Annotated in this window: 22 protein-coding genes, 1 tRNA gene and 1 pseudogene; 17 read left to right on the top strand and 7 right to left on the bottom strand. The window is 59.9% G+C overall.

All coding sequences use genetic code 11. From position 1 onward, the window contains the following. A pseudogene (locus OIM99_RS20180) lies at positions 1–397 on the top strand (hydantoinase/oxoprolinase family protein); the annotation flags it as partial. 61 nt (positions 398–458) lie between these two features. Here the strand turns inward: OIM99_RS20180 and OIM99_RS20185 are convergent. Continuing rightward, the gene (locus OIM99_RS20185) at positions 459–1,952 is read right to left on the bottom strand and encodes an aminotransferase class V-fold PLP-dependent enzyme (RefSeq protein WP_409371539.1); all 1,494 of its coding nucleotides are present in this window, start codon (positions 1,950–1,952) and stop codon (positions 459–461) included. A gap of 104 nt (positions 1,953–2,056) precedes the next feature. Here OIM99_RS20185 and OIM99_RS20190 point away from each other — a divergent pair, with 104 nt between their 5' ends. From OIM99_RS20190 to OIM99_RS20200, 3 genes are read left to right on the top strand one after another with little or no spacing between them, the layout of a single operon-like run. Then, positions 2,057–2,527, top strand: coding sequence for an Lrp/AsnC family transcriptional regulator (locus OIM99_RS20190; RefSeq protein ID WP_409371540.1), 471 nt, complete (start codon positions 2,057–2,059; stop codon positions 2,525–2,527). A gap of 60 nt (positions 2,528–2,587) precedes the next feature. Further along, a complete protein-coding gene (locus tag OIM99_RS20195; RefSeq protein WP_311852291.1) occupies positions 2,588–3,031 on the top strand; it encodes a hypothetical protein in 444 nt (147 codons plus the stop codon). Then, positions 3,028–3,303: a hypothetical protein gene (locus tag OIM99_RS20200; RefSeq protein ID WP_311852292.1), complete on the top strand. Its 276-nt coding sequence runs from the start codon at positions 3,028–3,030 to the stop codon at positions 3,301–3,303. Before OIM99_RS20195 ends, OIM99_RS20200 begins: the two co-directional genes overlap by 4 nt. A 15-nt stretch (positions 3,304–3,318) precedes the next feature. Here the strand turns inward: OIM99_RS20200 and OIM99_RS20205 are convergent, their stop codons facing one another. Both OIM99_RS20205 and OIM99_RS20210 read right to left on the bottom strand, forming a co-directional pair. After that, on the bottom strand, positions 3,319–4,590 hold the full coding sequence (locus OIM99_RS20205; protein ID WP_311852293.1) for an ABC transporter substrate-binding protein: 1,272 nt from the start codon (positions 4,588–4,590) through the stop codon (positions 3,319–3,321). Positions 4,591–4,633: 43 nt separating this feature from the next. After that, positions 4,634–6,262 carry a bifunctional 3-(3-hydroxy-phenyl)propionate/3-hydroxycinnamic acid hydroxylase gene (locus OIM99_RS20210; RefSeq protein ID WP_311852294.1) on the bottom strand — a complete coding sequence of 543 codons (1,629 nt, stop codon included), beginning with the start codon at positions 6,260–6,262 and terminating at the stop codon, positions 4,634–4,636. Between the two features lie 173 nt (positions 6,263–6,435). Between OIM99_RS20210 and OIM99_RS20215 the strand changes: the two genes are divergently transcribed. From OIM99_RS20215 to OIM99_RS20230, 4 genes are read left to right on the top strand one after another with little or no spacing between them, the layout of a single operon-like run. Beyond that, on the top strand, positions 6,436–7,182 hold the full coding sequence (locus tag OIM99_RS20215; RefSeq protein WP_311852295.1) for an ABC transporter ATP-binding protein: 747 nt from the start codon (positions 6,436–6,438) through the stop codon (positions 7,180–7,182). Then, a complete protein-coding gene (locus OIM99_RS20220; RefSeq protein WP_311852296.1) occupies positions 7,175–7,879 on the top strand; it encodes an ABC transporter ATP-binding protein in 705 nt (234 codons plus the stop codon). The genes OIM99_RS20215 and OIM99_RS20220 overlap by 8 nt, the downstream gene beginning before the upstream one ends. 11 nt (positions 7,880–7,890) lie before the next feature. Beyond that, positions 7,891–8,754: a branched-chain amino acid ABC transporter permease gene (locus tag OIM99_RS20225; protein WP_311853142.1), complete on the top strand. Its 864-nt coding sequence runs from the start codon at positions 7,891–7,893 to the stop codon at positions 8,752–8,754. 3 nt (positions 8,755–8,757) lie between these two features. Then, positions 8,758–9,765, top strand: a complete 1,008-nt coding sequence (locus tag OIM99_RS20230; RefSeq protein WP_311852297.1) for a branched-chain amino acid ABC transporter permease — start codon at positions 8,758–8,760, stop codon at positions 9,763–9,765. Between the two features lie 75 nt (positions 9,766–9,840). Here OIM99_RS20230 and OIM99_RS20235 read toward each other — a convergent pair. Both OIM99_RS20235 and OIM99_RS20240 read right to left on the bottom strand, forming a co-directional pair. After that, positions 9,841–9,916 (bottom strand) — tRNA-Lys (locus tag OIM99_RS20235). A gap of 88 nt (positions 9,917–10,004) precedes the next feature. Then, the gene (locus OIM99_RS20240) at positions 10,005–11,594 is read right to left on the bottom strand and encodes a 2-isopropylmalate synthase (RefSeq protein WP_311852298.1); all 1,590 of its coding nucleotides are present in this window, start codon (positions 11,592–11,594) and stop codon (positions 10,005–10,007) included. 421 nt (positions 11,595–12,015) lie between these two features. Here OIM99_RS20240 and OIM99_RS20245 point away from each other — a divergent pair, with 421 nt between their 5' ends. Beyond that, positions 12,016–12,999 carry a hypothetical protein gene (locus tag OIM99_RS20245; RefSeq protein WP_311852299.1) on the top strand — a complete coding sequence of 328 codons (984 nt, stop codon included), beginning with the start codon at positions 12,016–12,018 and terminating at the stop codon, positions 12,997–12,999. On the opposite strand, the gene OIM99_RS20250 is transcribed toward OIM99_RS20245, so the two are convergent. Further along, the gene (locus OIM99_RS20250; RefSeq protein WP_409371541.1) at positions 12,996–14,327 is read right to left on the bottom strand and encodes an amidase; all 1,332 of its coding nucleotides are present in this window, start codon (positions 14,325–14,327) and stop codon (positions 12,996–12,998) included. The two genes, OIM99_RS20245 and OIM99_RS20250, sit on opposite strands and share 4 nt — an antisense overlap. A gap of 49 nt (positions 14,328–14,376) precedes the next feature. Here OIM99_RS20250 and OIM99_RS20255 point away from each other — a divergent pair, with 49 nt between their 5' ends. From OIM99_RS20255 to OIM99_RS20285, 7 genes are read left to right on the top strand one after another with little or no spacing between them, the layout of a single operon-like run. Beyond that, positions 14,377–15,060 carry a DUF2848 domain-containing protein gene (locus OIM99_RS20255; protein ID WP_311852301.1) on the top strand — a complete coding sequence of 228 codons (684 nt, stop codon included), beginning with the start codon at positions 14,377–14,379 and terminating at the stop codon, positions 15,058–15,060. A gap of 7 nt (positions 15,061–15,067) precedes the next feature. Continuing rightward, positions 15,068–15,757, top strand: a complete 690-nt coding sequence (locus OIM99_RS20260; protein ID WP_311852302.1) for a GntR family transcriptional regulator — start codon at positions 15,068–15,070, stop codon at positions 15,755–15,757. 12 nt (positions 15,758–15,769) lie between these two features. Then, positions 15,770–16,156 (top strand): cupin, encoded by a 387-nt coding sequence (locus OIM99_RS20265; protein WP_311852303.1) that lies wholly within the window; start codon positions 15,770–15,772, stop codon positions 16,154–16,156. 10 nt (positions 16,157–16,166) lie between these two features. Beyond that, a complete protein-coding gene (locus OIM99_RS20270; RefSeq protein WP_311852304.1) occupies positions 16,167–17,192 on the top strand; it encodes an alpha/beta hydrolase in 1,026 nt (341 codons plus the stop codon). A gap of 20 nt (positions 17,193–17,212) precedes the next feature. Continuing rightward, positions 17,213–18,190: a tripartite tricarboxylate transporter substrate binding protein gene (locus OIM99_RS20275; RefSeq protein WP_311852305.1), complete on the top strand. Its 978-nt coding sequence runs from the start codon at positions 17,213–17,215 to the stop codon at positions 18,188–18,190. Positions 18,191–18,195: 5 nt separating this feature from the next. Further along, positions 18,196–19,416 (top strand): NAD(P)/FAD-dependent oxidoreductase, encoded by a 1,221-nt coding sequence (locus OIM99_RS20280; protein WP_311852306.1) that lies wholly within the window; start codon positions 18,196–18,198, stop codon positions 19,414–19,416. After that, positions 19,413–20,312, top strand: a complete 900-nt coding sequence (locus tag OIM99_RS20285; protein WP_311852307.1) for an ABC transporter substrate-binding protein — start codon at positions 19,413–19,415, stop codon at positions 20,310–20,312. The genes OIM99_RS20280 and OIM99_RS20285 overlap by 4 nt, the downstream gene beginning before the upstream one ends. Positions 20,313–20,373: 61 nt before the next feature. On the opposite strand, the gene OIM99_RS20290 is transcribed toward OIM99_RS20285, so the two are convergent. Beyond that, positions 20,374–21,582, bottom strand: a complete 1,209-nt coding sequence (locus tag OIM99_RS20290; RefSeq protein WP_311852308.1) for an MFS transporter — start codon at positions 21,580–21,582, stop codon at positions 20,374–20,376. 249 nt (positions 21,583–21,831) lie between these two features. Between OIM99_RS20290 and OIM99_RS20295 the strand changes: the two genes are divergently transcribed. After that, positions 21,832–23,151: a cyclopropane-fatty-acyl-phospholipid synthase family protein gene (locus OIM99_RS20295; RefSeq protein WP_311852309.1), complete on the top strand. Its 1,320-nt coding sequence runs from the start codon at positions 21,832–21,834 to the stop codon at positions 23,149–23,151. Positions 23,152–23,220: the final 69 nt, after the last annotated feature.

Consider the following 23,220-nt stretch of genomic DNA (forward strand, 5'->3'; position numbering starts at 1 on the left):
CCCAATTCACTGGAAGAAAGGCCTAACGCTCGATCGAGCCGCGATACGCCAGGCTTTCGAGCAGAAATACCGTGAAACTTACGGCCGGCTGCTCGACGGCATTGCAATCCGCGTGCTCAATCTGCACGTCGCCTTGATCGGTCGCCGCCCCAAACTTGATCTCGCCGTATTGGCACCATCGGGCGGCAGCGTCGACGGCGCGAAACAGGGCGTGCGCCCGGTCTACGTGGATGGCCGGTGGCACGACGCGACGATCTACGCCCGCCATCAGCTTCCCGTTGGCGCCGTCGTGTCAGGCCCGGCGATCCTCGAACAACAGGATACGACCATCTTCGTGGAGCCGGACCTTCAGGCTCGCGTTGACGCGCTCGGCAACATCATCATCGAGCCGATGTAACAAGGTCTACCATTGCGAAAAGTTCGCAATGGCTATGCAAGTCTAAGATTGCTCGAACGCCCTAAGAAGCCAAACTGATGAGCGACGCATCTTCTTTCGGAGAGAATATCGCGCGCCGCGTGTCGCAGGCATACATCGGCACATATGGCTGTGCGCCACTCGCCAATTCGAGCACGGACCGAAGGATGAAGTCCACCTTCCCGTCAGGCAAGAGAACGCTGAAATTCAAGCGGATGAAGCCCGGCTTTTCTATTTCATTGCCCGCCAGAATATCTTGCCGAAGTTTCGCCGATGCTGCCTCGTCGATCGAGAGAAGCCGATGGACATAAGGCCCAGCACAGGCACACCCGCCGCGGGCTTGAATGCCGAAGCGGTCACTCAGCAAACGCGTCACCAGTTGCTGATGAAGAAAACCTCCCTTTCCATCTCGCACGCGGAAAGAAAAGATAGGTAATCTGGCCACATCAAGAGGCCCCAGAAGTTCGATACACGGCTGATCCTGCCAAGCGGCAATGGCGCGTTGGGTCAGCTCGGCGTTTCGGCGGTGCATGACCTCATCGCCGATTGCCGCCTTCACCATGAAGGCGAGCGCGGCTCGAATATCGCCTATGACATTCGGTGTACCAGCTTCCTCTCTCGCTTCGAGATTATCGCTGTAATCATGGCTTGAGGGCGACACGAAACGCACGGTCCCCCCACCGGGCCAGCTCGGCTTGTTCACGACGACTGCATCTCGGCGGACGATCAAGACACCCGACGCCCCTGGACCACCGATAAACTTGTGCGGCGACACGACAATCGCATCGATTGCCGCATCACCGGCCGGCGACATGGCGATGGGCAGATAGGGACCGGCTCCCGCGTAGTCCCAAACCATCTTGGCGCCCGCCGCCTTCACCCGACGCGTGACGGCAGCGACGTCAGTGATGATCCCGGTCACGTTGGACGCGGCAGAGAAGGCGCAGACGACGAGATCGCTAGACGCCACATCATGGAGGACGGCATCGAGCGCATTCAGATCCGGCCCCCCGTGGTGGCTCTCGGCAATTTCCGTCACCTGTGCGCCACTTTCACGCCAAGGCAGGATGTTCGAGTGATGCTCATAGGGACCGATAATGACATGCACCCGCTTGCCTGCCGCCACGGCCTGATTGACGCCCAGCAAGGTAACGAGCCGATTGATGCCGGCCGTCGCGCCCGATCCGGCAAAAATCACCGCGTGTTCGTCAGTGGCTCCGCAGCACTGGCCGATGACCGTCCGCGCTTCCCGACGCATCTGCGTCATAAGCCCCCCGCAATAGGAAGCTTCCGTGTGGCTGTTGGCGTAATAGGGCAGAACGCGCTCGAGGACGAAGGTTTCAATCTGCAGGAGAGCGCGGCCGGAAGCGACATAATCCGCGTAAACGAGCGGCTTTTTGCCGAAAGGTCCGTCAACCACGGCATCATTACCAATCAGACCCGCCTGCAGCCTGCCGATGAGGTCCGGCTGCGCCAGCATGTGCCCGAACTCCCCCAGCAACGCTCCTGAGCCGGCCGTCGACCGCTTATCCTGCATTCCAACTCTCCTTAGGGAATGCCGAAAGATAGACCCATAAAGAGATTGAAAAATCGCAAAAAATTTGAAATTATGGATCTATATTGTGTCATCTGATCGAGAAAATGGAAAAAATAGACGCTATTGATCTAAAAATTCTGACCTGGCTGCAAAAGGACGGCGGGATGTCGCAACGCGATCTCGCCGAACGAGTCGGCCTGTCTCAAAACGCCTGTTGGCGGCGGATGCAAAGGCTGACCGCCAACGGCATCATCGGCAACAGCCAAGTCAATATTGATCTGAAAGGTCTCGGCCTCGACCTAACAGTCTTCGTGATGATCCGCACGCGCCACCATTCGAAGGAGTGGGCCGACAGCTTTCGCGCGCATGTCGAGCGCCTCCCAGAGGTAATCGATTTCTATCGGATCGGCGGAGATTGGGACTATCTGATCAAGGTCGTCACCAAAGGCATGGCCGGCTATGACGCCTTTTACCAAAAGCTCATCACCAATTTCGATCTCGCCACGGTAACGGGCTTTTTCTCCATGGAACCCATCATCGACAATCGCCCGATGGATCTGACCCGCATGCGATGATGTAGCCACAGGCTTTCAGCAGCCCAAATATTGGCTCGCTTATGTCGACTGGCATCCTGAGTGCTGGCTTTCACCGGACTGATGCTTGCCGTCTGGCATCTGGCCGTGCGCTTTGAACTCGTCAACCGAACCTTCGTTGCCGATCCGGCTGACGCCATAGCCGTCATCTTGCGGCAAATCGGGAGTGGCGCTTTGCTCGAAAGCGTCTTGGCTACGATCACCCGCATGGCTTCCGGCTGGTTGCTGGCCTCGCTTCTCGGCATTCTCATTGCGCGGTCATCGGCAGTTCGCGCCTGGCGCAGCAAGCCTTCATGCCGGTTCTGGAAGCCCTGCGGCCGCTACCCGCGTCGGCCGTCATCCCCGTCGCCATTCTTCTTATCGGCCTCAACGACACATGTCGATCGTCGTCATCGCTTTCGGCTCGCTCTGGCCAGCCCTGCTGGCGACAATTCATGGTTTCCAGTCAGTTCCGCCGCAATTGCGCGAGGTCGGCACCATGCTTGAAATGGGCCATCTCCCTGCCATCAGCCTTGGTCGACATCATTCCCGGCCTCAGGATCGGCCTGGCGCTGTCGCTGATCCTGACCGTGGCGACCGAAATGCAGGCTTCGTTGCGCGGCGTCGGCTATAACATCTTCATGGCTCAGCGATTGTATCGCAGCGCAGACCTTTACGCCGGATTGATCGTCATCGGCATGATCGGCTTCTTCATCAATCAGCTTCTGCTTATCAGCGAGCGCCGCTTGCTGCCCTGGACAACCAGACAAGCGCGCTAGGCACAGAACGGCCGCTCAAAGGGCCTTGAAAGCCGCCTGAACCGGTATTTCGGGCGCCGTCTTGTTCTCACAAATAATCAGATCGAACTTCCCCTCGCCTTTGGCGAGCCATTGCCCACCCACGAGCGGCGTTGCGCAAGCATTTTTGACAGGTCCATTCTTCCAACTGATCGGCCCGACAACTGATTTATAGTCGGTCGCGACGATAGCATCGCGGATTGCAGCCGGCTTCGTTGGATCACCGCAGCGTTTCAAAACATCGATCGCCACTTCGAGCAAAGCGTGCTTATAGCCCGTCGGCTGCACCCATTGCCGGCCGGTCGCTGCGGTATAGCCGTCCGCCAGCACCTTGGAACTTTCGCCCGTGAGGCCGGAGACATAAGGATGGTTGGGCGACCACCAGACCTCGCTCGATACGCCATTACCGTTGGCACCGAGCGATTCCACAGAGCTGGGAAAGAGAAGCGCCTTGGCGACGGTTGCGGCCTTCGGTCGGAAACCCTTTTGAGCGGCCTGCGTCCAAAACGTGGTGAAATCCGGCGGCAGAAAGATGCCGGTGACGATATCGACACCGGCATCTTTCAGTTTGCCGATCTGGGCGGAGAAGTCATCCGAGAGCGGCTGATGGAAACCGGCATCGACCAGTTCGTATCCGCGCTTAGTGAAGAGCGGCGGTAGACCCGTCTTGGCGTTGGAGAGCGGCACGCCATCGCTGTCGTTCGACCACAGCACGCCGACCTTCTTGTTGGTCGAAAGCTGGTCCCACAATGAAGCGTAGGAGTCGACGATCTGCTGGGCACCCCAGAAAAAATGGTAGGTCCAGTTGAATCCCTTCGCCGGATTGCCACCACGACCAAAGAAGTGACCGTCCCATGGCGTATCAGTAGTGATACAGGGAACTTCGTTGAGTTCACATTGATCGGCCACGGGATTCGTCGTGTCCGCCGTGCTCGAAGCCAGCATCAGATCGACTTTGTCGTCGAGGATGAGCTGCGAAGCAACTTCCGCCGCACGGTTGGGATTGGACTGGCTGTCGCGGGTGATGATCTGCACCGGATAGGTTTTGCCGCCAATGGCGATGCCACCCGCGATCGCCTTGCGCACGCCGGCCAGCACATAATCATCGGAGGCACCGAAGGCGGCGATCGGTCCGGTCGTCGGACTGATGAAACCGATCTTGATCGGCTTGGCTTGCGCTAAAGCAGGACGCAGAACCGCCGGCATAGCGAGTGTCGCGGTTGCGATCGTGCCACCACGCAGCACGACTCTTCGTGTTAGTCTGCTCATGCTGTTTCCTCCGTCAGGAAAAAAGCGAAAACTCGAATATTTTTTAGGCCGAGATCTCTTTCCGGTTCACCGAAATCAGATTCATGGCTGCCGCCTGCGCGCCGAAGGCGGAAATCATCACTTCCACTTGCTGTGTATTGGCGGCGCCACCGAACAAATAGAAATCGGGTCGCACCAGCATGGCTTTGATGCCATGCGCTTCCATAAAACGCTGGAACTGGCCTTGCGTGTCGCCAATCTCCGTATCGCTCGCCTTGCGGCGATCGGCAACAGTGACCACTTGCACCCCCTGCTTTTCCAGAATGGTCCAGGCACTGGCACTCAGATCGGTAGCAATGAGCCCATTCGACAGGATCAGGGAGAAATCGGTTTCGACGAAACGATCGAACCGTTCCGTACGGCCTTGATGGCGCACGGTGCCGTGTGGCGACAGCTGACCAGCGGGCGCAACGATGGCGCCCATCGCATCGCGATGGAGAAAGCCATCTGTAAGAATGGGAAAGGGAGCAGGCTCCGGCGCATTGCCGCTCAGGAACATGGCATCGCGTTCGGCCGCCTGCTTTTCATCGGGCATGCAGATGATGGAACCGAGGAAGATCGAAGCCTTGATCACATCCGTGACATGTGGCGCCCGTTCAGGCTGATAGCTGTCGAGCAAAGTATCGGACGCGGCCCCACGCATGACGCGATCGAGCTTCCAGGTCAAATTCCACACGTCACGCATGCCCGAACACATACCTTGCCCCATGAAGGGCGGCATCACATGGGCGGCGTCGCCGGCCAGCAGAATACGGCCATCGCGCCATTTGTCAGCGACAAGCGAGCGGAACGAATAAAGCGTGTGCCGAACCAACTCACCCTGATCGGGCTTGATCCAATCTTCCAGCAATTTGTAGACCTTCGCTTCGACGACCATTTCTTCTTTGGTCTCGTGCGGCAGGCGCATGAACTCCCAACGCCGGCAGACACGGCCATTCTCAATGCCGCCAGGCACAATAGTCGTCGGACGCACCGGGTTACAGAATTGGCCGCATTCGGGGATTCCGAGATCACGTGCCGTGAGGCCGTTATTTAAGGTGAAGTCAATCACCAGCCAGTCGGCCTCGAAACCAAGATCCTGCTGGGTGATGCCAAGGCTTTGGCGCACAAAACTATTGGCACCATCGATGCCGATGACGTAGCGCGCCGTCACCTGGCGGGTTTCGCCCGTCTCCGTATCACGCACCGTAACGGTGACCTTGTCGGCATCCTGTTCAATCGCCACCGCCTCATGGTGCAAATGCAGGTCGAGACCAGGCCGCGCCTTGATCTCCTGATCCATCGCCCATTCGAAGCTCGGCTGGTGGACGAAATTCACTTCCGTGCCACCGGAGGTCGAACCTACAGTCCAATCGATCGCCAGAAGCTGTCTCCACTCGGCATTGAACCAGCGATACACCGGCGCCGGCGAAGTGACGCGGTCGACAATGTCGCCAAGTCCAGCGGCGTGCAGAACGCGGAAAATCTCATGATCGATGCAGACCGCGCGCGGCAGCGGATATACTTCCCGGAAGCGCTCGAAAATGCCGACCCGCCAACCGGCCCTGTCCAGAAAGAGCGCCGAAGCCTTGCTTACCGGGCCGTAGCCGATCTGGATCACATCATAATCGTACCGCTGGACGGATTTGCTCACAGCGTCCTCCCGAGATCGCCTGCTCCCATGTCCCAGACAATGGCATGGTGGGACGAGGCGAGCAATAAATAATATATTCTATTGCTTATAATCTATCTTTATCTTAGCTCTGTCTGGGTGGATGGGCCGAGCCTTACGCTGGCCAAAGCGTTTGGGCGGGCCGGGAGGGGGGCATGTCTTCGGACGAGATCGCACTGGAAGTCGTTGGGCTGTGTAAGGCTTATGGCGCTTTGTCAGTGACGAAGGACGTGTCGCTGACGGTGCGTTCCGGCGAAGCCATCGGCATCATCGGGCCGAATGGTGCTGGCAAGACGACCCTGTTCAATCTCTTCACGGGCATTATTCGAGCCGATGCAGGGCGCATCAGCTTTTTTGGTCAAGATATTACCATGGCAAGTGCCCGAAGCCGCTGTCATATGGGCATCACCCGCTCGTTCCAGGTGCCGCAGCCTTTTGGCGGCATGACGGTTTTCGAGAACACGCTGGTGGCGGCCGCTTTCGGCCAAGGGCTATCGCAGCAGGAAGCGCGCGCGCCGGCGGCCGAGGCTTTGCGGCGCACAGGCCTGTGGCCCAAGGCCCAATTGCGCGCTGGCGAGATCACCCTGCTCGATCGCAAGCGTTTGGAATTGGCGCGTTCAATCGCGACGGCCCCACGCCTGCTTCTGCTTGACGAGATCGCCGGTGGTCTGACCGAGTCAGAGTGCCAAGAATTGGTGGCACTCATCCGCAAGATTCATTCCGAAGGTACCACCATCATCTGGATCGAACATGTGTTGCACGCGCTGCTCTCCGTCGTTAATCGGGTGATCGTGCTCGATTTCGGTCAAAAGATCGCGGAAGGCGAGCCCGCAACCATCATGAAAAGCCCGGAAGTCTCCTCGATTTATCTCGGCCTGGAAGCGGAGGGCGCCCATGGCTGAGCCGCTGCTGTCCATAGACCGCCTGTCGTCGGGCTACGGCGATTTCCAAGCCTTGTTCGATCTCAGTTTTGATCTGCAACAAGGCGAAATGCTCGGTCTCGTCGGTGCCAATGGCGCCGGCAAAACCACCTTGTTTCGCGCCATCATGGGCTTGCTGCCACGTCGGCAAGATATGGTGCGGTTTCGCGGCCAGCCCATCGGAGCCCTGCCGACCAGCGATCTCGCGACGCTTGGAATCGCCATGGTGCCAGAAGGCCGTCGCCTGTTTCGCTCATTGAGCGTCGAGGAAAATCTGCGGATCGCAGCGGACTATGGACGCAAGGGTCATTGGACCCTGGAGCGTATCTATGCGCTGTTCCCCATTCTTGCTGAAAAACGCCATGCGCCGGCGTTGTCGCTTTCTGGCGGCCAACAGCAGATGGTGGCGATCGGTCGAGCGCTGATTGCCAATCCCGACCTCATTCTCTTTGATGAAATTTCACTCGGCCTCGCGCCGATCGTCGTCAACGAGGTCTATGCCGCCTTTCCCGCCATTCTCGCCAGCGGTGTCGGCGCCATCGTCGTCGAACAGGACATCGCCCGCGTGCGCAAGATCGCCCGACATCTCGTGTGCATACGTGAAGGCCGCATCGTCCTTGATGGCGTGGCGGAGACGCTCACGCTGCACGACCTCACCGTCGCCTATTTTGGAGAGTGACCGTGGGAGCCGTGAACTTGATCGACACCCTGATCGGTGGGCTTCTTCTGGGCGGCCTGTATACTCTTTTCGCCATCGGTCTGTCGTTGATCTTCGGCGTCATGCGGCTGGTCAATATTGCCCATGGCGATTTCATCGTTCTTGCGGCCTATATTGCCTATCTAGTGATCGGCGCCACCGGATTGCATCCTCTCGTAGCGCTTCTTGTCATCATCCCGATCATGGCGATGATCGGCTATCTTCTGCAAAAATGGGTGCTTAACCGCACCATGGGGGATGATGACGTGCTGCCGCCGCTGTTGGTGACATTCGGACTCGCCGTCATTATCCAGAATGCACTGCTTGCCGCTTTCACCAGCAACAGTATGCGCTTGTCCGCGGGCTCTTTGCAGACGAGCAGTCTGCCGCTTGGCTCGATGCAGATCGGTTTGCTGCCACTCTTCACTTTGGCGGTGGCTGTGATTCTCGTCATCGTGTTGGAATTTATCTTTGCCCGTACCCGCGTCGGCCGTGCCTTTCGCGCCACCTCCGACGATCCACAGATCGCTTCAGCGATCGGTGTGCGCGCCGATCACATTTATGCTTTGGCCATGGCCATCTCTTTTGCCACCATTGCCATTGCCAGCGTCTTCCTGGCCATGCGCTCGAACTTCGATCCATATTCAGGGCCGGCGCGACTGATCTACGGCTTTGAAGCTGTCATCATTGGCGGCCTCGGCAGTTTTTACGGCACTCTCGCCGGCGGCCTCGTATTGGGATTGGCGCAGTCGTTCGGCGCGCAGATTTCACCGAATATGCAGATCCTCGCAGGACACTTGGTTTTCTTCATCATTCTCGCGCTGCGTCCGCGTGGCCTCTTCCCGAAGGCACCGTAGGCCATGAGCGAACCGTCACACCCATCTTCCGATTGGCGCAGATTCATCGCGATCTCCGCGCTGGTGATCATTGGGCTTGCCGCCGCGCCGTTCTGGGCCGACCGGGCAGGCCTGCGTCTGCTCGGCGAAATGTACAGTCTGCTGACCCTGGCGCTCTTGTGGAATCTGCTGGCCGGCTATGCTGGCTTGCTGTCGGTTGGCCAGCAGGCCTTCGTCGGCATTGGAGGCTATACGCTGTTTTCCGCCACCATATTCCTTGGCGTTTCACCCTATGTCGCGATTCTGCTCGGCATCGTGCTGGCTGCGCTGGCTGCCGCACTCTTCGCGCCATTGCTGTTTCGCCTCGAAGGCGCTTATTTCGCCATCGGTAGCTGGGTGGCCGCCGAAACGGTCTATCTCGTCTTCACGATGATCCCGCAGCTTGGCGGCGGCGCCGGCATGTCGCTACCGGCCGCAGTCGTACGCGGCATTGCCGAAGATCGGTTGACGCGCGAATTCATCATCTACTGGCTGTTGCTGGCCGCAGGCACCGGCACCCTGTTTGGTGCCTACGCTCTTCTGCGCTCCAAAGTGGGGCTCGCGCTCACAGCCTTGCGCGACAATCCGACGGCAGCCGCCTCGCTCGGCATCGATATCTGGCGGGCGAAATTCTGGACCTATGTCGGTGTCGCGGCTGCCGTCAGCGCCGTGTCGTCGCTCATCTTTTTACAAAAGCTGCGTATTTCGCCCGCCAGCGGCTTCAGTCTCAATGACTGGACAGTGACCATCATTTTCATCGTCGTCATCGGCGGAATTGGCCGCCTCGAAGGCGCAATTGTCGGCACTGCCGTCTACTTCTTGTTGCGCGAATTCCTGGCCAATCTCGGCCCCGTCTACATGATCGTTCTGGGGACGATCGCCATCATCACCATGATCTTTGCGCGCCGCGGCATTTGGGGCTTCTTAGAAGCGCGGTTTGGTTGGTCTCTTTTGCCAACAACCCGCCTTCCTCCGCACGAGGATAATACTTAACCGCGGTAGGTCCACCTACGCGCGCAATCTCTCGACCGCACGCTTCACCTTCTTTAGTTAAATCGGGAGTTTCGATGGTGGGCGCACTAGGGCTCGAACCTAGGACCCGCTGATTAAGAGTCAGCTGCTCTACCAACTGAGCTATGCGCCCATCGAAAACAACCGCGTCGGCCACGATGCCGGGCCGACGCGAACGAGCGGGGTTTAGCAAAGGCCGCCCGGCCTGTCTAGACCCGAATTTAAGGTTTCAACCGGGCCGTCATCGGCTCCGGTTTGCCCTTTAAACGCTTGACCATCAGCTTGTTGAGCGCTGCCACATAGGCGCGCGCGCTCGCCACCAGCGTGTCGGGGTCGGCGCCTTTCGCGGTGACCGAGCGGCCGTTTTCGGCGAGTCGCACGGAAACCTCGGCCTGCGCATCTGTGCCTTCGGTCACGGCCTGCACTTGGTACAGTTCGAGCACGGCCTCGTTCGCCACCAGTGCCTTGATGGCGTTGAAAATGGCATCGACGGGGCCGTTGCCCGTCGCCTGTTTGGTCACCGTCTGACCGTCGATATTGAGCGTCAGCGTGGCGGTCTGCGGCCCCATGGTGCCGGCGATTACCGTCAGCGCCTCGACCTTGATTCGCTCGCCCGCGTGGCCGATCTCATCATCGACCAGGGCCTCGATATCCTCGTCGTAGACGATCTTCTTGCGGTCGGCGAGGTCCTTGAAGCGCTTGAACGCATCGTTCAACGCATTGTCGCCGAGATCGTAACCCAGCTCCTTCAGCTTCGAACGGAAGGCATTGCGGCCCGAATGCTTACCCATGACCAGCGAGGTCTTCGACACACCGACCGAAGCCGGGGTCATGATCTCGTAAGTCTGCGCATTCTTCAGCATGCCGTCCTGATGAATGCCGCTCTCATGGGCGAAAGCGTTCCGGCCGACGATCGCCTTGTTGTATTGCACCGGGAAGGACGTGACCGCCGACACCAGTTTCGAGGCGCGCGTCAGCATCGTCGTCTCGATCTGATTTTGATAAGGCAGTACGTCGGCACGGGTGCGCAGCGCCATCACCACTTCTTCCAGCGCCGCGTTGCCGGCACGCTCGCCAATGCCGTTGATCGTGCATTCGATCTGCCGGGCGCCGCCGGCGAGACCGGCCAGCGTATTGGCAACTGCCAGGCCCAGGTCGTTGTGGCAATGCACCGAGAAGATCGCCTTGTCGGAATTGGGCACCCGCTCCCGCACGGTGCGGAAAATGCGCTCATATTCCTCCGGCACCGTATAGCCGACGGTGTCTGGAATATTGATCGTCGTCGCGCCAGCCTTGATCGCCGCTTCGACGGTGCGGCACAGAAAATCGATTTCCGTGCGCGTGCCGTCCTCGGCCGACCATTCGACATCCTCGACATAGTTACGAGCGCGCGCCACCTGCGCCGTCACCATTTCAAGCACCTCATGCGGTTCCTTCTGCAGCTTGTATTTCATGTGCAGAGGCGAGGTGGAGATGAAGGTGTGGATGCGGGCGCGGCGCGCATGTTTCACCGCTTCGGCGCAACGATCGATATCGTTGAGCGCGGCGCGGGCAAGGCCGGCAACGGTGGCGTTCTTCACCCGCTTGGCGATGGCCGTCACCGCTTCAAAATCGCCTTCCGAGGCGATCGGGAAGCCGGCTTCGATGATATCGACGCCCATGACGTCGAGAATATCGGCGACTTCGAGCTTTTCCTCGAAGGTCATCGTTGCGCCGGGAGACTGCTCGCCGTCACGCAGGGTGGTGTCGAAAATGAGCACGCGATCGCGATTGGAAGCGGTGGACTGGGACTTAACGTTATCGTTCGACATGGAATCGATCCTGGATCTGCTTCTAATGGCCTCGAAGGTCCGCTGGCGAAACTCGAAGGCGCTGTTGCTTCGTCAAACCTCCCCTGAGCGCCCAGGCATGGCCCGGCCGGCCCTCAGGGGCTTCTAAGAAGAAGCAGACCATCCAGCGAGGCGCACACAACCGCGACCGGCGCGATGCGTCCGGCAGGAGCGGTATTTCGGGCGGCAAACTGCGCCACGGGCGTCCTCTTTCGCGGCCAAAACGGCCATACCCATCCAAATAAGCGAAAGCCGACCAATTTGGCAAGGTCGAAGGCCAACTCAGATTCCAGAGATAACCCTACTTTCCGGCGATTTTCCGCTTCCAACCCGCATAATCGCAGCAATCGGGTGTCTCGGAGACTGGAGGCCCAGTAAACGGGCGCGTCACAAAGGAGGAAAGATGAGCGCGCCCACGAGCCAGGTCCAGTCCGAAACCGCCCCCAAAACCCTGGCAAGTTCGTCCCTGGCCGGCCCTCTTCTGATCCTCGTTTTCGCCGTCTCCCAGGCGCTGCGCGACGTCTATTTCGGCTTCATTTTCCAGCGCGTCGATTTCTTCGCCGTCTTGCTGATCGCATTCGGCCTGTCGGCCCTCGGCTTTGGCCTGTGGACTCTGCTGCGCGAGCCCGAGCAGATCGCCATCCTGCGCAAGGACATGGGGGCGGTGGTGGCGATGAACGTCACGACGGCGCTGGCCTGGTCGTGCTTTTTCTTTGCCCTCAGCCAGATCGAACCGGCGATCGTCAATACGATCCATAGCGGCATGGCACCCCTCACCGTATTGGCGCTTGCTGCCTTCGGCATCAAGCTCGGTGGCTCGGGCGCAACCAACCGGCTTGAGCGATTGAGCTATGGCGTGATGGCAGCCTCGCTCGTCGCGCTCTGGGTGGTCGTTCTCAGCGGCGCCTCCGGCGCCCAGGGCAAGACTTTCGCCGGCCAGCTCGCGGCGCTGGCTGCCCTGTTGGTCAGCGGCTCGATGATCACGCTCAGCCTGCTCTATTCCAAGCGTCTGCACGACATCGGTGCCACCTCGGCGAGCATTACCTCCGTGCGCTATCTGCTGACCATCGTGCTGGCGGCGGCGATGACCTGGCATGACACACGCCAAGGCGGCGGACTGGCGCGCATCGACGGTTTCATCGATTTCACCACCATCGCCATTGCCGCCGTGGCGCTGATCGTCATTCCGCTGTTCGCGCTGCAAGCCGGCATTGGCCGCACACCACATCTGACCGGCCAGGTCATCCGCGCGTTAGGACCCGTGCTGGTCTTCGCGGCCCAGCCGCTCGACTCGCGGCTGTCATGGTCGACGCCGACCTTGCTCTGCATCTGCGTCTATTCAGCCGCGATCATTGCCGCCAACGTGTTTCACGGTTGGCGGCGTTAATTCAGAGCGCTCTCCACGGCCTGCGCCACGCCAAACAAGCGACGATCGCCATTGTGCGCGCCCATCAACATCAGACCGACAGGGGCCGTGTCCGGCGCGTGGCATGGCACCGAGATCGCGCAACGGTCGAGCATATTGGTGACGGTGCAATTGCGCAGCATCAGCAGATTGACGCGTGTATAGGCGGCATCATCGGCCAATTCCGCGATGGTTGGCGCCACCAAAGGTGTCGTCGGCAGGATTAAGGCGTCATAGGCATCGAAATGCGAAACGGCCGCAATCAACCGCTGGCGCTCGCGCACGAGAATACGCTCGTCTTCGTCCGATTGGATTTCGCCCTTGACGATGCGCGACACCACGCGCGGATCGTATTCGGCACTGTGCTCGGCAATCCAAGCGCGATGATAAAGATAGGCTTCGCGCGCGCTGAAACCGCCCTTGTGATTGATTTGCGGAATATCGAGCAGGGCCGAAGCATCGACGGTTGCGATCTTGGCGCCGGCCTTCGACAGCCGCGACAAAGCGGCTTCGAACGCCTTGGCTGTCGTCTCATCCACGTCGTCGAACACATAAGCCGAGGGTACGCCGAGACGCAGCCCTGTTACCGGCACATCCGGCACGGGCGTCGGATCATCAGCCAGAATGCTGTCCACCGTCGCGCAGCAGGCCACGGAACGGGCAATCGGCCCAATGGAATCGAGCGTGGTCGACAGCGGCAGAACGCCGTCGCGCGGCACGCGATGCGCGGTCGGCTTGAAACCGACGAGACCGCAGAGCGCCGCCGGAATGCGGCATGATCCGCCAGTGTCGGTGCCAAGCCCGACATCGGCCATGCCATCGGTGACCGACACGGCAGCACCCGAGGACGATCCGCCGGGAATACGCTTGGCAGCGCGATCGAATGGATTGGCCGGCGTGCCGAAATGCGGATTGATGCCGAGGCCCGAATAGGCGAATTCGGTCATATTGGTGCGACCGATTGGAATAAGACCCGCCTTACGCAGCCGCTGGACGACCGGCGCATCCTGCTTGGCTGGCGGCGCCTTCCGCAAAAACGTCGAACCCGCCGCCGTGGCCTGCCCGGCGATATCGAACAGATCCTTGATACTGACGGTGATGCCGGCGAGCGGCGCCGGAGCCGACGCCCGATCATAGGCCTGCGCCTGGGCCACAGCCTGCTCATCAAAGGTGGAGAAGAAGGTGCGCGCGCCCTCCCCGGCGGGATCGGCGATCCGGACAAGCTGTGCCTTGACTGCATCAGCCCGGCCGCCCTGACGATAAGCCTCGGCCAATTCCGCGATCGTCGCTCCAGTCCCTGACATAGCCATCTCCATAGTCTGCATTGACTCTGTAATCGACATGTGAAATATCACAAGCATGTCAGATGTCACCACCCTTAATTTCGAAATCCCCGGCGGCGCCGTGTCGGTTGCCATTTCCCGTCTCATCATCGCCGGCTGGGCCGGGCGCGACCCGGTCGCGCTCGAACATCACATCGTCGAGTTGGAACAGCTCGGCGTGAAACGCCCTTCCCGCACGCCAATTTTCTATGCCTGCGCCGCTTCCCGGCTGACCCAGGCCTCGAAGATCGAAGCCCTGGGCCCGGCGAGCAGCGGCGAAGCCGAATGCGTCTGCATCAGCCATGGCGGGGAATTGTGGATCGGGCTTGGTTCCGACCACACCGATCGCGAACTTGAAGCTATCGGCGTCGCCGCCTCGAAACAGATTTGCGACAAGCCGATCGGCCGCGGCCTGTGGCGCCTGGCAGAGATCGCAGCCCATTGGGATCGGCTGCTGCTACGCTCCTACGCCACGATCGACGGCGAGCGCGTGCTCTATCAATCAGGTCCGATCACCGCATTGCGCACGCCGCTCAACCTGGTCGAGCTGCGCGATGAAGGTAAACCGCTGCCCGATGGCACCGCCATGTTCTGCGGCACCTTGGCAGCGATCGGCGGCATCCGGCCTGCCACGCGTTTTGAATGTGAACTGGAAGACCCAGTGCTTGGGCGCACCCTGACACTGGCCTACGATATCGACGTCATTCCCGTCATTTCGTGAGGTTCTCGTGAACACGTCTTCATCCGTAGCAGCCTGGCTTCCCTCAGCCCCCACCGAGGCCGGTGAGCGATTGCCGCTGCGCGATGAAGCTTATGCCGCCATAAAGCAGCGCATTATAACCTGCGAATTCAAGCCTGGCGGTTATCTCAACGAAGCCAAGATCAGCCTGGCACTCGGCATTGGCCGCACGCCGGTTCATCAGGCCATCGAACGTCTCGAGCAGGACGGCCTGGTCGAGATCATGCCGCGCAAGGGCATCATCGTCACCGCGCTCAGCGTCGACACGGTGGCGCAGATCATCGACGTGCGGTTGATCAACGAACCTTATTGCGCGATGCTTGCCGCCGAACGCATCGATACCAACGAACTGGCCGCGCTCCACAACATTCTCGAACGAACCGATGCTGCAACATCGGCCCATGATACCAATCAAATGATGCTGCTCGATCGCGAGTTCCACATGGCGATCGCATCGGCCGCACGCAATCCGATTCTGGCATCCATATTGCAGAACCTGCACGAGCGTTCGCTGCGCTTCTGGTTTCTGTCGCTGACAGCGCAGGAACAGCAGCGCTCCGTGCAAGATGAACATCTTGCCATCGCCGATGCCCTGCAACGACGCGACCGCGACGGTGCGGCCCAAGCGATGCGAGCCCATATCGAGTCTTTCCGAAAGAATATCATCCACCGGGTGTAAAGGAGTTATCCCATGACGAAGCCGCACAAGGAGTTCTTTAGCCTCGACATGAGCGAAGGCTGGGCTTCCCCGCCGGGATATCCATCTTCGATTCAGCAAAAGATTCTGGCGAGCGACATTGATGAAGAGCGCAAGACGGGCAGCCGCACGCGCCTTCTGCGCTTCGATCCTGGCGCCTTCACCACCGCGCCCTTCGTCCACGATCATTGGGAAGAGGTTTATCTCGTCTCCGGCGACCTGACCGTCGGCAACGACGCGAATGGCAACGGTGGCGAAGCATTTGGCGCCCCGACCTACGCCTGCCGTCCGCCGGCTGTCTATCACGGCCCGTTCAAGTCGAATGGCGGCTGCATCCTGTACGAGATCCACTACTACGAAGATAGCGTTTCGAAGCCGTAAGGAGCGCACCATGCAGCGCCTATCAGCCGTTCTACTTGGCATTGCCCTCAGCTCGACTGGTGGCGCTTTTGCTGCAGCGACAGCGCAAACGGCGACTGTCGCCGCCAGCATTCGATACGAATTTGTCGCCCCTCCCGCTGGTCTCTCGGACGATTTCAAGCCGGGAGACAAAACGGATCTCAAATTCCTCGCCATTCAGGCCATCGACGGAAACAAAATCGATGGCGCTCTATGGCAACCTCAGAGCAAATCGGCGGCCGATACCACGATGGTGGTGATGATCCATGGCAGCGGTGGCAGCTATCGTCGCGCTCCCGAAAGCGCGCTTGGCGGGCGCCTTGCCGCCAAGGGCTACGCTGCCCTGGCGATCGATACCCGGCAGCATGACGACAAAATCAACACGGAAAATTTCTTCGACATTCGCCGCGATATTGATGCCGCAGTCTATACCGCTCGTTCCCTGGGCTATCGGAAATTGGTAATCCAGGGCCACAGTCTCGGAAACATCCAAGTGCAGTTCTATGCCGCGACCAACTGGGATCGCGACATCAAAGCAGTGATGTTACTCGGTGCCTTCGGCAATCTCCCCTGGAAGACACGCAATATCCTTGTTCAGAACGAGGAAAGTTTCCAGCAGTTGATTGCCTCTGCCAAACAGGCGCTCAGCGAAGGCAAATTGGACACGCCGCTGAACGTCAAGATGCATTACTTCACCGGCCAGGAAGTGCCGGTGACGGCGCAACACTTTTTCACTTATCGCTGGGATAAGACCAGCATTGCCGACGGTACGCAGTGGATCAAGCGCATACCCTATCCGGTGCTGTTGGTGCGGGATAAGGCCGACGCACTGATCCAGCCCTTCGAACCTTACATGCTGCTCGACGCGGCCCATTCAGAGGGCTCGCTGGTCAAAAGCATCGAATTCAAACTTCTTCCGAATAGCAACGCGCCGAGCCTGAAGGGTCACTACTTCGAAGGCAACGAACAGGCGCTTACAGACACATTGACTAACTGGCTGGCCGCGCAAGGCCTTTGAACAAACTAGGAAGTCCGATCATGCTCTCGCGTAGAAACGTTCTCAGCTCCGCCGCCGGCGTTGCTGCCTTTAGCCTCGTACCCAAAGCCTTTGCTCAGGCCGCATGGCCGCAAAAGCCGGTCACCATCATTTGCCCCTTCGCGGCCGGCGGCAACACCGACGGGATCGCGCGCATGGCGGCGCAGCGCATGACCGAAGCCTATGGCATGGCGTTCAACGTTGAAAACCGTCCCGGTGCTGGCGGCGCGGTTGCCGCCGATTTCGTCGCCAAGTCGGCGCCGGATGGCTACACATTGTTCATCGCCGCTTTGCCCGTCATGGCGATCGTTCCGGCGATGTCGAAGGTGCGCTACGATTCCCAAAAGGACTTCGCGCCGATCAGCAATATTGCGACCAATCCATTCGCATTGGTGATCAACAAGGATCTACCGATCAAGACGCTCGACGAATTCGTCGCTTACGTCAAAGCACGGCCCGATCAATTGTCTTACGGTTCTGCGGGTGTCGGCAGCCTCAACCATCTGTCGATGGCCCTGTTCCTGAAGCGCGCTGGTTTGACGATGTCGCACGTGCCCTATCGCGGCAATGCGCCGGCGCTTGCCGACATCGTTGCCGGCCACGTCCCGGCGATGTTCTCCAATCTGTCAGATGCTCTGCCGCAGATCAGCGGCGGATCGGTACGTTTGCTGGCCGTGTCGAGCGCCGAACGCTCGGCTCTTGCCCCTGATGCACCGACCGTGGCTGAAGCCGGCTATCCAGGCTTCAACGTTTTGACCTGGAACGGCCTGATGGCGCCGGCGGGAACGCCCAAAGCGATCATCGACAAGATCGCCGATACGATGAGCGCCGCCATCAAGGATGCACCGTTCCGCAAGCAGCTTGCCGATTATGGCGTCGATCCCCTTGCAGCGCACCCGGCGGAATTCGCCGAGACGCTCGCCAAAGACATGGCCATCTGGAAAGAGGCCGTTGAAATCGCCGGTGTGAAACAGCAGTGAGTCCCATGAAAACAGATGAACGTCCCATCTTGATCGCAGGTGGCGGACCGGTTGGTGTCGTTACGGCGCTGGCTCTGGCCAAGCGCGGCATCCCGGTGAAGGTCTTCGAGGCGCAGACCGAGATCAACGACTCGCCGCGCGCATCGACCTTGCATCCGGCGACGCTCGAAATGCTCGCCGAACTCGACCTGCTTGGCGAAGTCACGACGCAAGGCCTCGTCGCACGCACCTTCCAGTTTTGGGATCGCCCAGCGCGTCGTCTCGTCGCGGAATTCGATCACGCCATTCTGGCGCAGGACACCACCTGCCCCTATGTGGTGCAATGCGAGCAGCACAAGATCGTGAAGATGTGCATCGACAAGCTCGCGGCCCATCCGCATGCGAGCGTGTCGTTCGGCACGCCCGTCGAGAGTGTCGAGACCCATGCCGATGGCGTCGCCATCACGGTCGCGGGCGCCAACGGCAGCGAACGATTTGAAGGTTCCTATCTGGTCGGCGCCGACGGCGGACGCTCGTTGGTGCGCAAGGCTTTGAACATCGCCTTTGACGGCTACACGTTCCCCGAGCGCTTCCTGGTTCTGACCACGCCATTCGATTTCGGCACCGAACATGGCGTTGCCTTCCGTGCTTATTTCTCGGATCCGGACGAATGGGCCAATCTGTTCAAGGTGGCGGGCGATGACGGCAAGGGCCGCTGGCGCGCCGTCTTCCCGACCCTGCCGGGGCAGACCGATGAAGAAGTGATGAGCGACGAGGCCTGCGAGTCACGCTTGCAGAAATTCTTCCCCAAAACCGGGCGCTACGACATCTTCCACCGCAACATCTACCGCGTGCATCAACGCGTTGCCGTGCGCTTCCGGGAAGGTCGTGTTTTCCTGGCGGGCGACTCCGCCCACGTGAACAATCCCATCGGCGGCCTCGGGCTCAACAGCGGCATTCATGATGCCACGCATCTGGCTGAGCTCCTTGCCGACGTACGCGCTGGCAAGCGACCGGAAAGCGTTTTCGAGAGCTATGACGCGATCCGCCGCCCGACCAATATCGAATATGTCCAGCAGCAAACCATCGCCAACAAGAAGCGACTGGAAGAACGCGACCCGGCTGCCCGTGAAGCCAATTTCGAGGCGCTGCGCAAAACGGCAGCGGATCCCGCCGCGCACCGCGCCTTCTTGTTGAGAACGTCGCTCATCGAAAGCGTCAGAAAGATTAAGGCGGCAGCAGAATGAAAATCGCCGTTCCAGACTTGATCTCTAATTCCTATTTTCCCGCCGTCACCGCCGTTCATGGCGGCATGCTCGCGGCGCGCGGCATTGATGCGACCGTTGAACTGATCTTCCCGGTCAACAAGGCCTATGAAGCCCTGCGCGACGGCATTGTCGATGCGGTGGCCGGTTCCGCCCATTCGGCCCTGCACGCCTTTCCCGAATGGCAGGGCGTCAAACTGCTCTGCGCCCAAGGCCAGGGCATGTATTGGTTCCTTGTCATGCGCGCCGACATTCCCTGCGAGCGTGGCGACGTCAGCGTCGTCAAGGGCCGCACCATTGGCGCAGCGCCCTGGGTCGACCTCGGCCTGCGCGGCTTGCTGCGCGCCGCTGGTATCGACGAGAAACGCGACAATGTTACCATCGCGCCCGTACCCAACACGGGCGCGCCCAGCACCAATTTCGGCCTGACGGCCGCCAAGGCGCTTCAAGACGGTTTGATCGACGGCTTCTGGGCCAATGGCATGGGTGCGGAAGTGGCCGTGCGTAGCGGTGCCGGCAAGATCGTGCTCGATGTCAGGCGTGGCGATGGTCCGAAGGACGCGTTCAACTTCACGATGGCGTCCGTCGCCGTGACCGACAAGTTCCTCGCCGAGCGTGCCGATGATGCCAAGGCGCTCAAACTAGCGATCGGAGACGCACATCAGGCGTTGAAAAAGAATATCTCACTGGCCACCGACATCGGCCGGAAAATCTTTCCCACCGAACAGGCCGAACTCATTGCCGGCATCGTCGAGCGTGACCTGCCTTATTATTCGACGGACATCAGCCCCGACTTCGTAAAAGGCATGAATGCCTTTGGCCGTGACGTCGGTATCCTTAAGGGCGACCCTGCTTACGAAGCTGTCGTCGCGCGATAGACAGCCGCTAAAGCAAACGTGAGGGCTCGGTGCAAACCGAGCCCTTTTTCTTCGCCCACTTTCAAGCTGCCACAGGGCTTTCCTTGGGTCGCGGCTGGTAGAGCAACATCAAAGCTACCGCCAGGACGCTGGACGCCAGCATAATGGCGAAGGCGATCGCATAGGAGCCGTTGGCGTCGAAGATCACCGCCCCGGCATAGGCGCCGATGCCGCCAAACGTATGATGCACCATGGTGATCAGACCGCTGATCGCACCGAGATGTTTCATGCCGAAGGCATCCCGTACGAACAACACCGTGAGCGGCGCGGTGACAAGAAAGGTCAATCCAAAGACCAGGGTAAAAACAGCAATTGAAATGGTCGAGCTGTCGATCAGCAGCAAGCCGAAACAAGCAATGCGCAGCACGAAGGACGCAATCGTCGGCATCACCGGCCCGGTCTTGTCGCCAAAGGCACCCGCCAGCAGCACGCCGATCAACGCCGCCAGCCCCATCACCGCCAGGAGATTGCCGGCGAAAAGCTGGCTCACGCCGCTGTCCTCCGCATAGGCGACGAGATGGGTGGTGACGAAGAAATCGTCCAAGCCGCAGACAGCGAACACACTGATCAACACCCAGAAGCGGCGCGTGCGGGCCGCCTCGCGCAGGCTCATGCCCTCACGCGGTGCCTGCGCCGCCAGCGAACCATTGCCCGAATGAGCCGGCACAGCGAAATAGATCAAGGGCAACAAGGCCAGATGCGCCGCCGCCACCCAGAAATAGACCGAGCGCCAGCCGATCTGCACCAGAACCGCTGCCAGGACCGCGACGATGAGCAATTGCCCGAGGCTCATGCCCGAGGTGACGAAGCCGTTGGCGAAGCCCGTATTACCCGGAAAAGTGCGGGCCACCATCACACCGACCGTGGGGGTCGAACAGCCTGCATTGCCGACGCCGTAGATCAGGCCGAACAGCAGCAGTACGTGCCAGGGTTCGCTGACGAACCCCATCATGCCAATGCCAAAGGCGCAAACCACCACGCCCGAGGCGATCAGCAGCCGCAGGCTCACCCGGTCAGCCAGCCGGCCGGCGAAAAACATGGCGATGGCCGAGACCACCTGGAACACTGCCACCGCGGACCCGATATCGGCCCGGTTCCACTTCAGATCCTCCACCATCGGCCGCAAGGTCAGCCCGACGGCCAGCCGGCCGCTGCCATTGACGAAAAGGGCGAAGAAACCGGCGGCGAGCACGAGAACGGCCGCCATGGGCAATTTGCTGGACTTGGGCACGGTGTTTCCAAAAGAAATTATTGCCTAAGGATTAGCCACAAAACCGTGGATAGGCGACTATCCAATCAGAGAAATCCCGCGATTTGGGCGCAGGGCAGCTCTGCGCAGCCCCGCCCAGAAAGCGCTTTTCACCCTCCAAATAGCCATCCGTGCTGGACTTGGCGGGGGTTTTGCCGGATGTAAGCCCCCGGAATCGGCGGAAGTCCTGATCTGCCTCCTGCCCTACGGCCGTCCGGCCTGGAGTTTTCAATGGACAAGAAGAAGCAGAAGCGGCTCGAACTCCTGCGCGAGTTCTTGACGGTGGCGCATCAGAAGCTCGGCCTGGAGTTCGGTATCGAGCTCTGGGACGGTGTCCGCATTCCGCAGGACTATCCGGCCGATGGCCTGGCCGTCGCCATCGCCGACGAAGGCGCCGTCGCCGCCCTGTTGCGCAAACCTAAGCCGGAAACCATGGCCAACCTGTGGGCGTCGGCACGGGTCGACATTCGCAACGGCACGATTTTCGATCTCGTCGGCAAACGTCCGAAAGTGCGCACCAAGAATTTCATCAAGTCGCTCGACAAGATGCACATCGCCAAGCTGGCGACGAAATTCCTGTTCGTGCCGCGTGGCGGGCCGTGGCCACTGGAAACGGTAAGCTCCGACAAGCAGAGCGACGGCAGCGCCAAAGAGAATAAGAAGAACATCTCCTATCACTACGACGTGTCGAACGCCTTCTATGAACTGTGGCTCGACAAGGAGATGGTCTACACCTGCTCCTACTTCACCGATTGGAACAACTCCATCGACCAGTCGCAGTTCGACAAGCTCGACATGGTTTGCAAGAAGCTGCGCCTGAAGCCCGGCGAAACCCTGCTCGACATGGGTTGCGGCTGGGGCGCGCTCTCGATCCATGCGGCCAAATATTACGGCGTGAAGGCCTATGGCGTGACCCTGTCGGAACAACAGGTCGCCTATGCCAATGAAAAGATCAAACGGCTTGGCTTGCAGGATCAAGTGCGCATCGAGTGCAAGGACTATGCGCACGCCGAAGGCGTCTACGACAAAGTGGCGGCCATCGGCATGTTGGAGCATGTCGGCATCGACAACTTCCCGATCTACTATCAGACGGCCGCGCGCTCACTGCGCCCCGGCGGCCTGTTCCTGCACCATGCCATCACCCGCCCAGGCAAGAGCGAAGCGGCCCGCACCAAGAAGCGCCGACCGGAATTCGCCGCACTGACCCGTTACATCTTCCCCGGCGGCGAACTCGACTACATCGGTCGCACCGTCACCAATCTCGAACTGAACGGCTTTGAAGTCCGCGACGTCGAATGCTGGCGCGAGCACTACATGCTCACCTGCCGTCATTGGCACGACCGGCTTGTCGCCAATTGGGATGCGGCGGTGAAGGAGGTCGGTGAGGCGACGGCGCGCACCTGGCTGGTCTATCTCGCGGCTTGCTCGATCACCTTCGAACGCAACAACTGCGGCCTCTATCAGACCCTGTCGGTCAAGCGCCTGAAAGGCCCGACCGACATGCCGCCGACGCGTACTTATATGTATGCGCCCGGCCCGACGCCGAAATAAGCGCGAAGCTGGCGCGAACCAACTCGAAAAAGAAAAGCCCCATCTAACGATGGGGCTTTATTATTTTCA

The sequence above is a fragment of the Methylocella sp. CPCC 101449 genome, from assembly GCF_031921685.1.
In the GTDB taxonomy this organism is placed as follows: Bacteria; Pseudomonadota; Alphaproteobacteria; order Rhizobiales; family Beijerinckiaceae; genus Terripilifer.

What these genes read in the sequence shown, in the direction of transcription:
- OIM99_RS20220 (WP_311852296.1), top strand. Translation starts at nt 7,175, where the DNA reads ATGGCTGAGCCGCTGCTGTCCATAGACCGCCTGTCGTCGGGCTACGGC.
- OIM99_RS20250 (WP_409371541.1), bottom strand. Translation starts at nt 14,327, where the DNA reads ATGGCTATGTCAGGGACTGGAGCGACGATCGCGGAATTGGCCGAGGCT.
- OIM99_RS20230 (WP_311852297.1), top strand. Translation starts at nt 8,758, where the DNA reads ATGAGCGAACCGTCACACCCATCTTCCGATTGGCGCAGATTCATCGCG.
- OIM99_RS20265 (WP_311852303.1), top strand. Translation starts at nt 15,770, where the DNA reads ATGACGAAGCCGCACAAGGAGTTCTTTAGCCTCGACATGAGCGAAGGC.
- OIM99_RS20285 (WP_311852307.1), top strand. Translation starts at nt 19,413, where the DNA reads ATGAAAATCGCCGTTCCAGACTTGATCTCTAATTCCTATTTTCCCGCC.
- OIM99_RS20205 (WP_311852293.1), bottom strand. Translation starts at nt 4,590, where the DNA reads ATGAGCAGACTAACACGAAGAGTCGTGCTGCGTGGTGGCACGATCGCA.
- OIM99_RS20255 (WP_311852301.1), top strand. Translation starts at nt 14,377, where the DNA reads ATGTCAGATGTCACCACCCTTAATTTCGAAATCCCCGGCGGCGCCGTG.
- OIM99_RS20215 (WP_311852295.1), top strand. Translation starts at nt 6,436, where the DNA reads ATGTCTTCGGACGAGATCGCACTGGAAGTCGTTGGGCTGTGTAAGGCT.
- OIM99_RS20270 (WP_311852304.1), top strand. Translation starts at nt 16,167, where the DNA reads ATGCAGCGCCTATCAGCCGTTCTACTTGGCATTGCCCTCAGCTCGACT.
- OIM99_RS20245 (WP_311852299.1), top strand. Translation starts at nt 12,016, where the DNA reads ATGAGCGCGCCCACGAGCCAGGTCCAGTCCGAAACCGCCCCCAAAACC.
- OIM99_RS20240 (WP_311852298.1), bottom strand. Translation starts at nt 11,594, where the DNA reads ATGTCGAACGATAACGTTAAGTCCCAGTCCACCGCTTCCAATCGCGAT.
- OIM99_RS20190 (WP_409371540.1), top strand. Translation starts at nt 2,057, where the DNA reads ATGGAAAAAATAGACGCTATTGATCTAAAAATTCTGACCTGGCTGCAA.
- OIM99_RS20185 (WP_409371539.1), bottom strand. Translation starts at nt 1,952, where the DNA reads ATGCAGGATAAGCGGTCGACGGCCGGCTCAGGAGCGTTGCTGGGGGAG.
- OIM99_RS20280 (WP_311852306.1), top strand. Translation starts at nt 18,196, where the DNA reads ATGAAAACAGATGAACGTCCCATCTTGATCGCAGGTGGCGGACCGGTT.
- OIM99_RS20295 (WP_311852309.1), top strand. Translation starts at nt 21,832, where the DNA reads ATGGACAAGAAGAAGCAGAAGCGGCTCGAACTCCTGCGCGAGTTCTTG.
- OIM99_RS20275 (WP_311852305.1), top strand. Translation starts at nt 17,213, where the DNA reads ATGCTCTCGCGTAGAAACGTTCTCAGCTCCGCCGCCGGCGTTGCTGCC.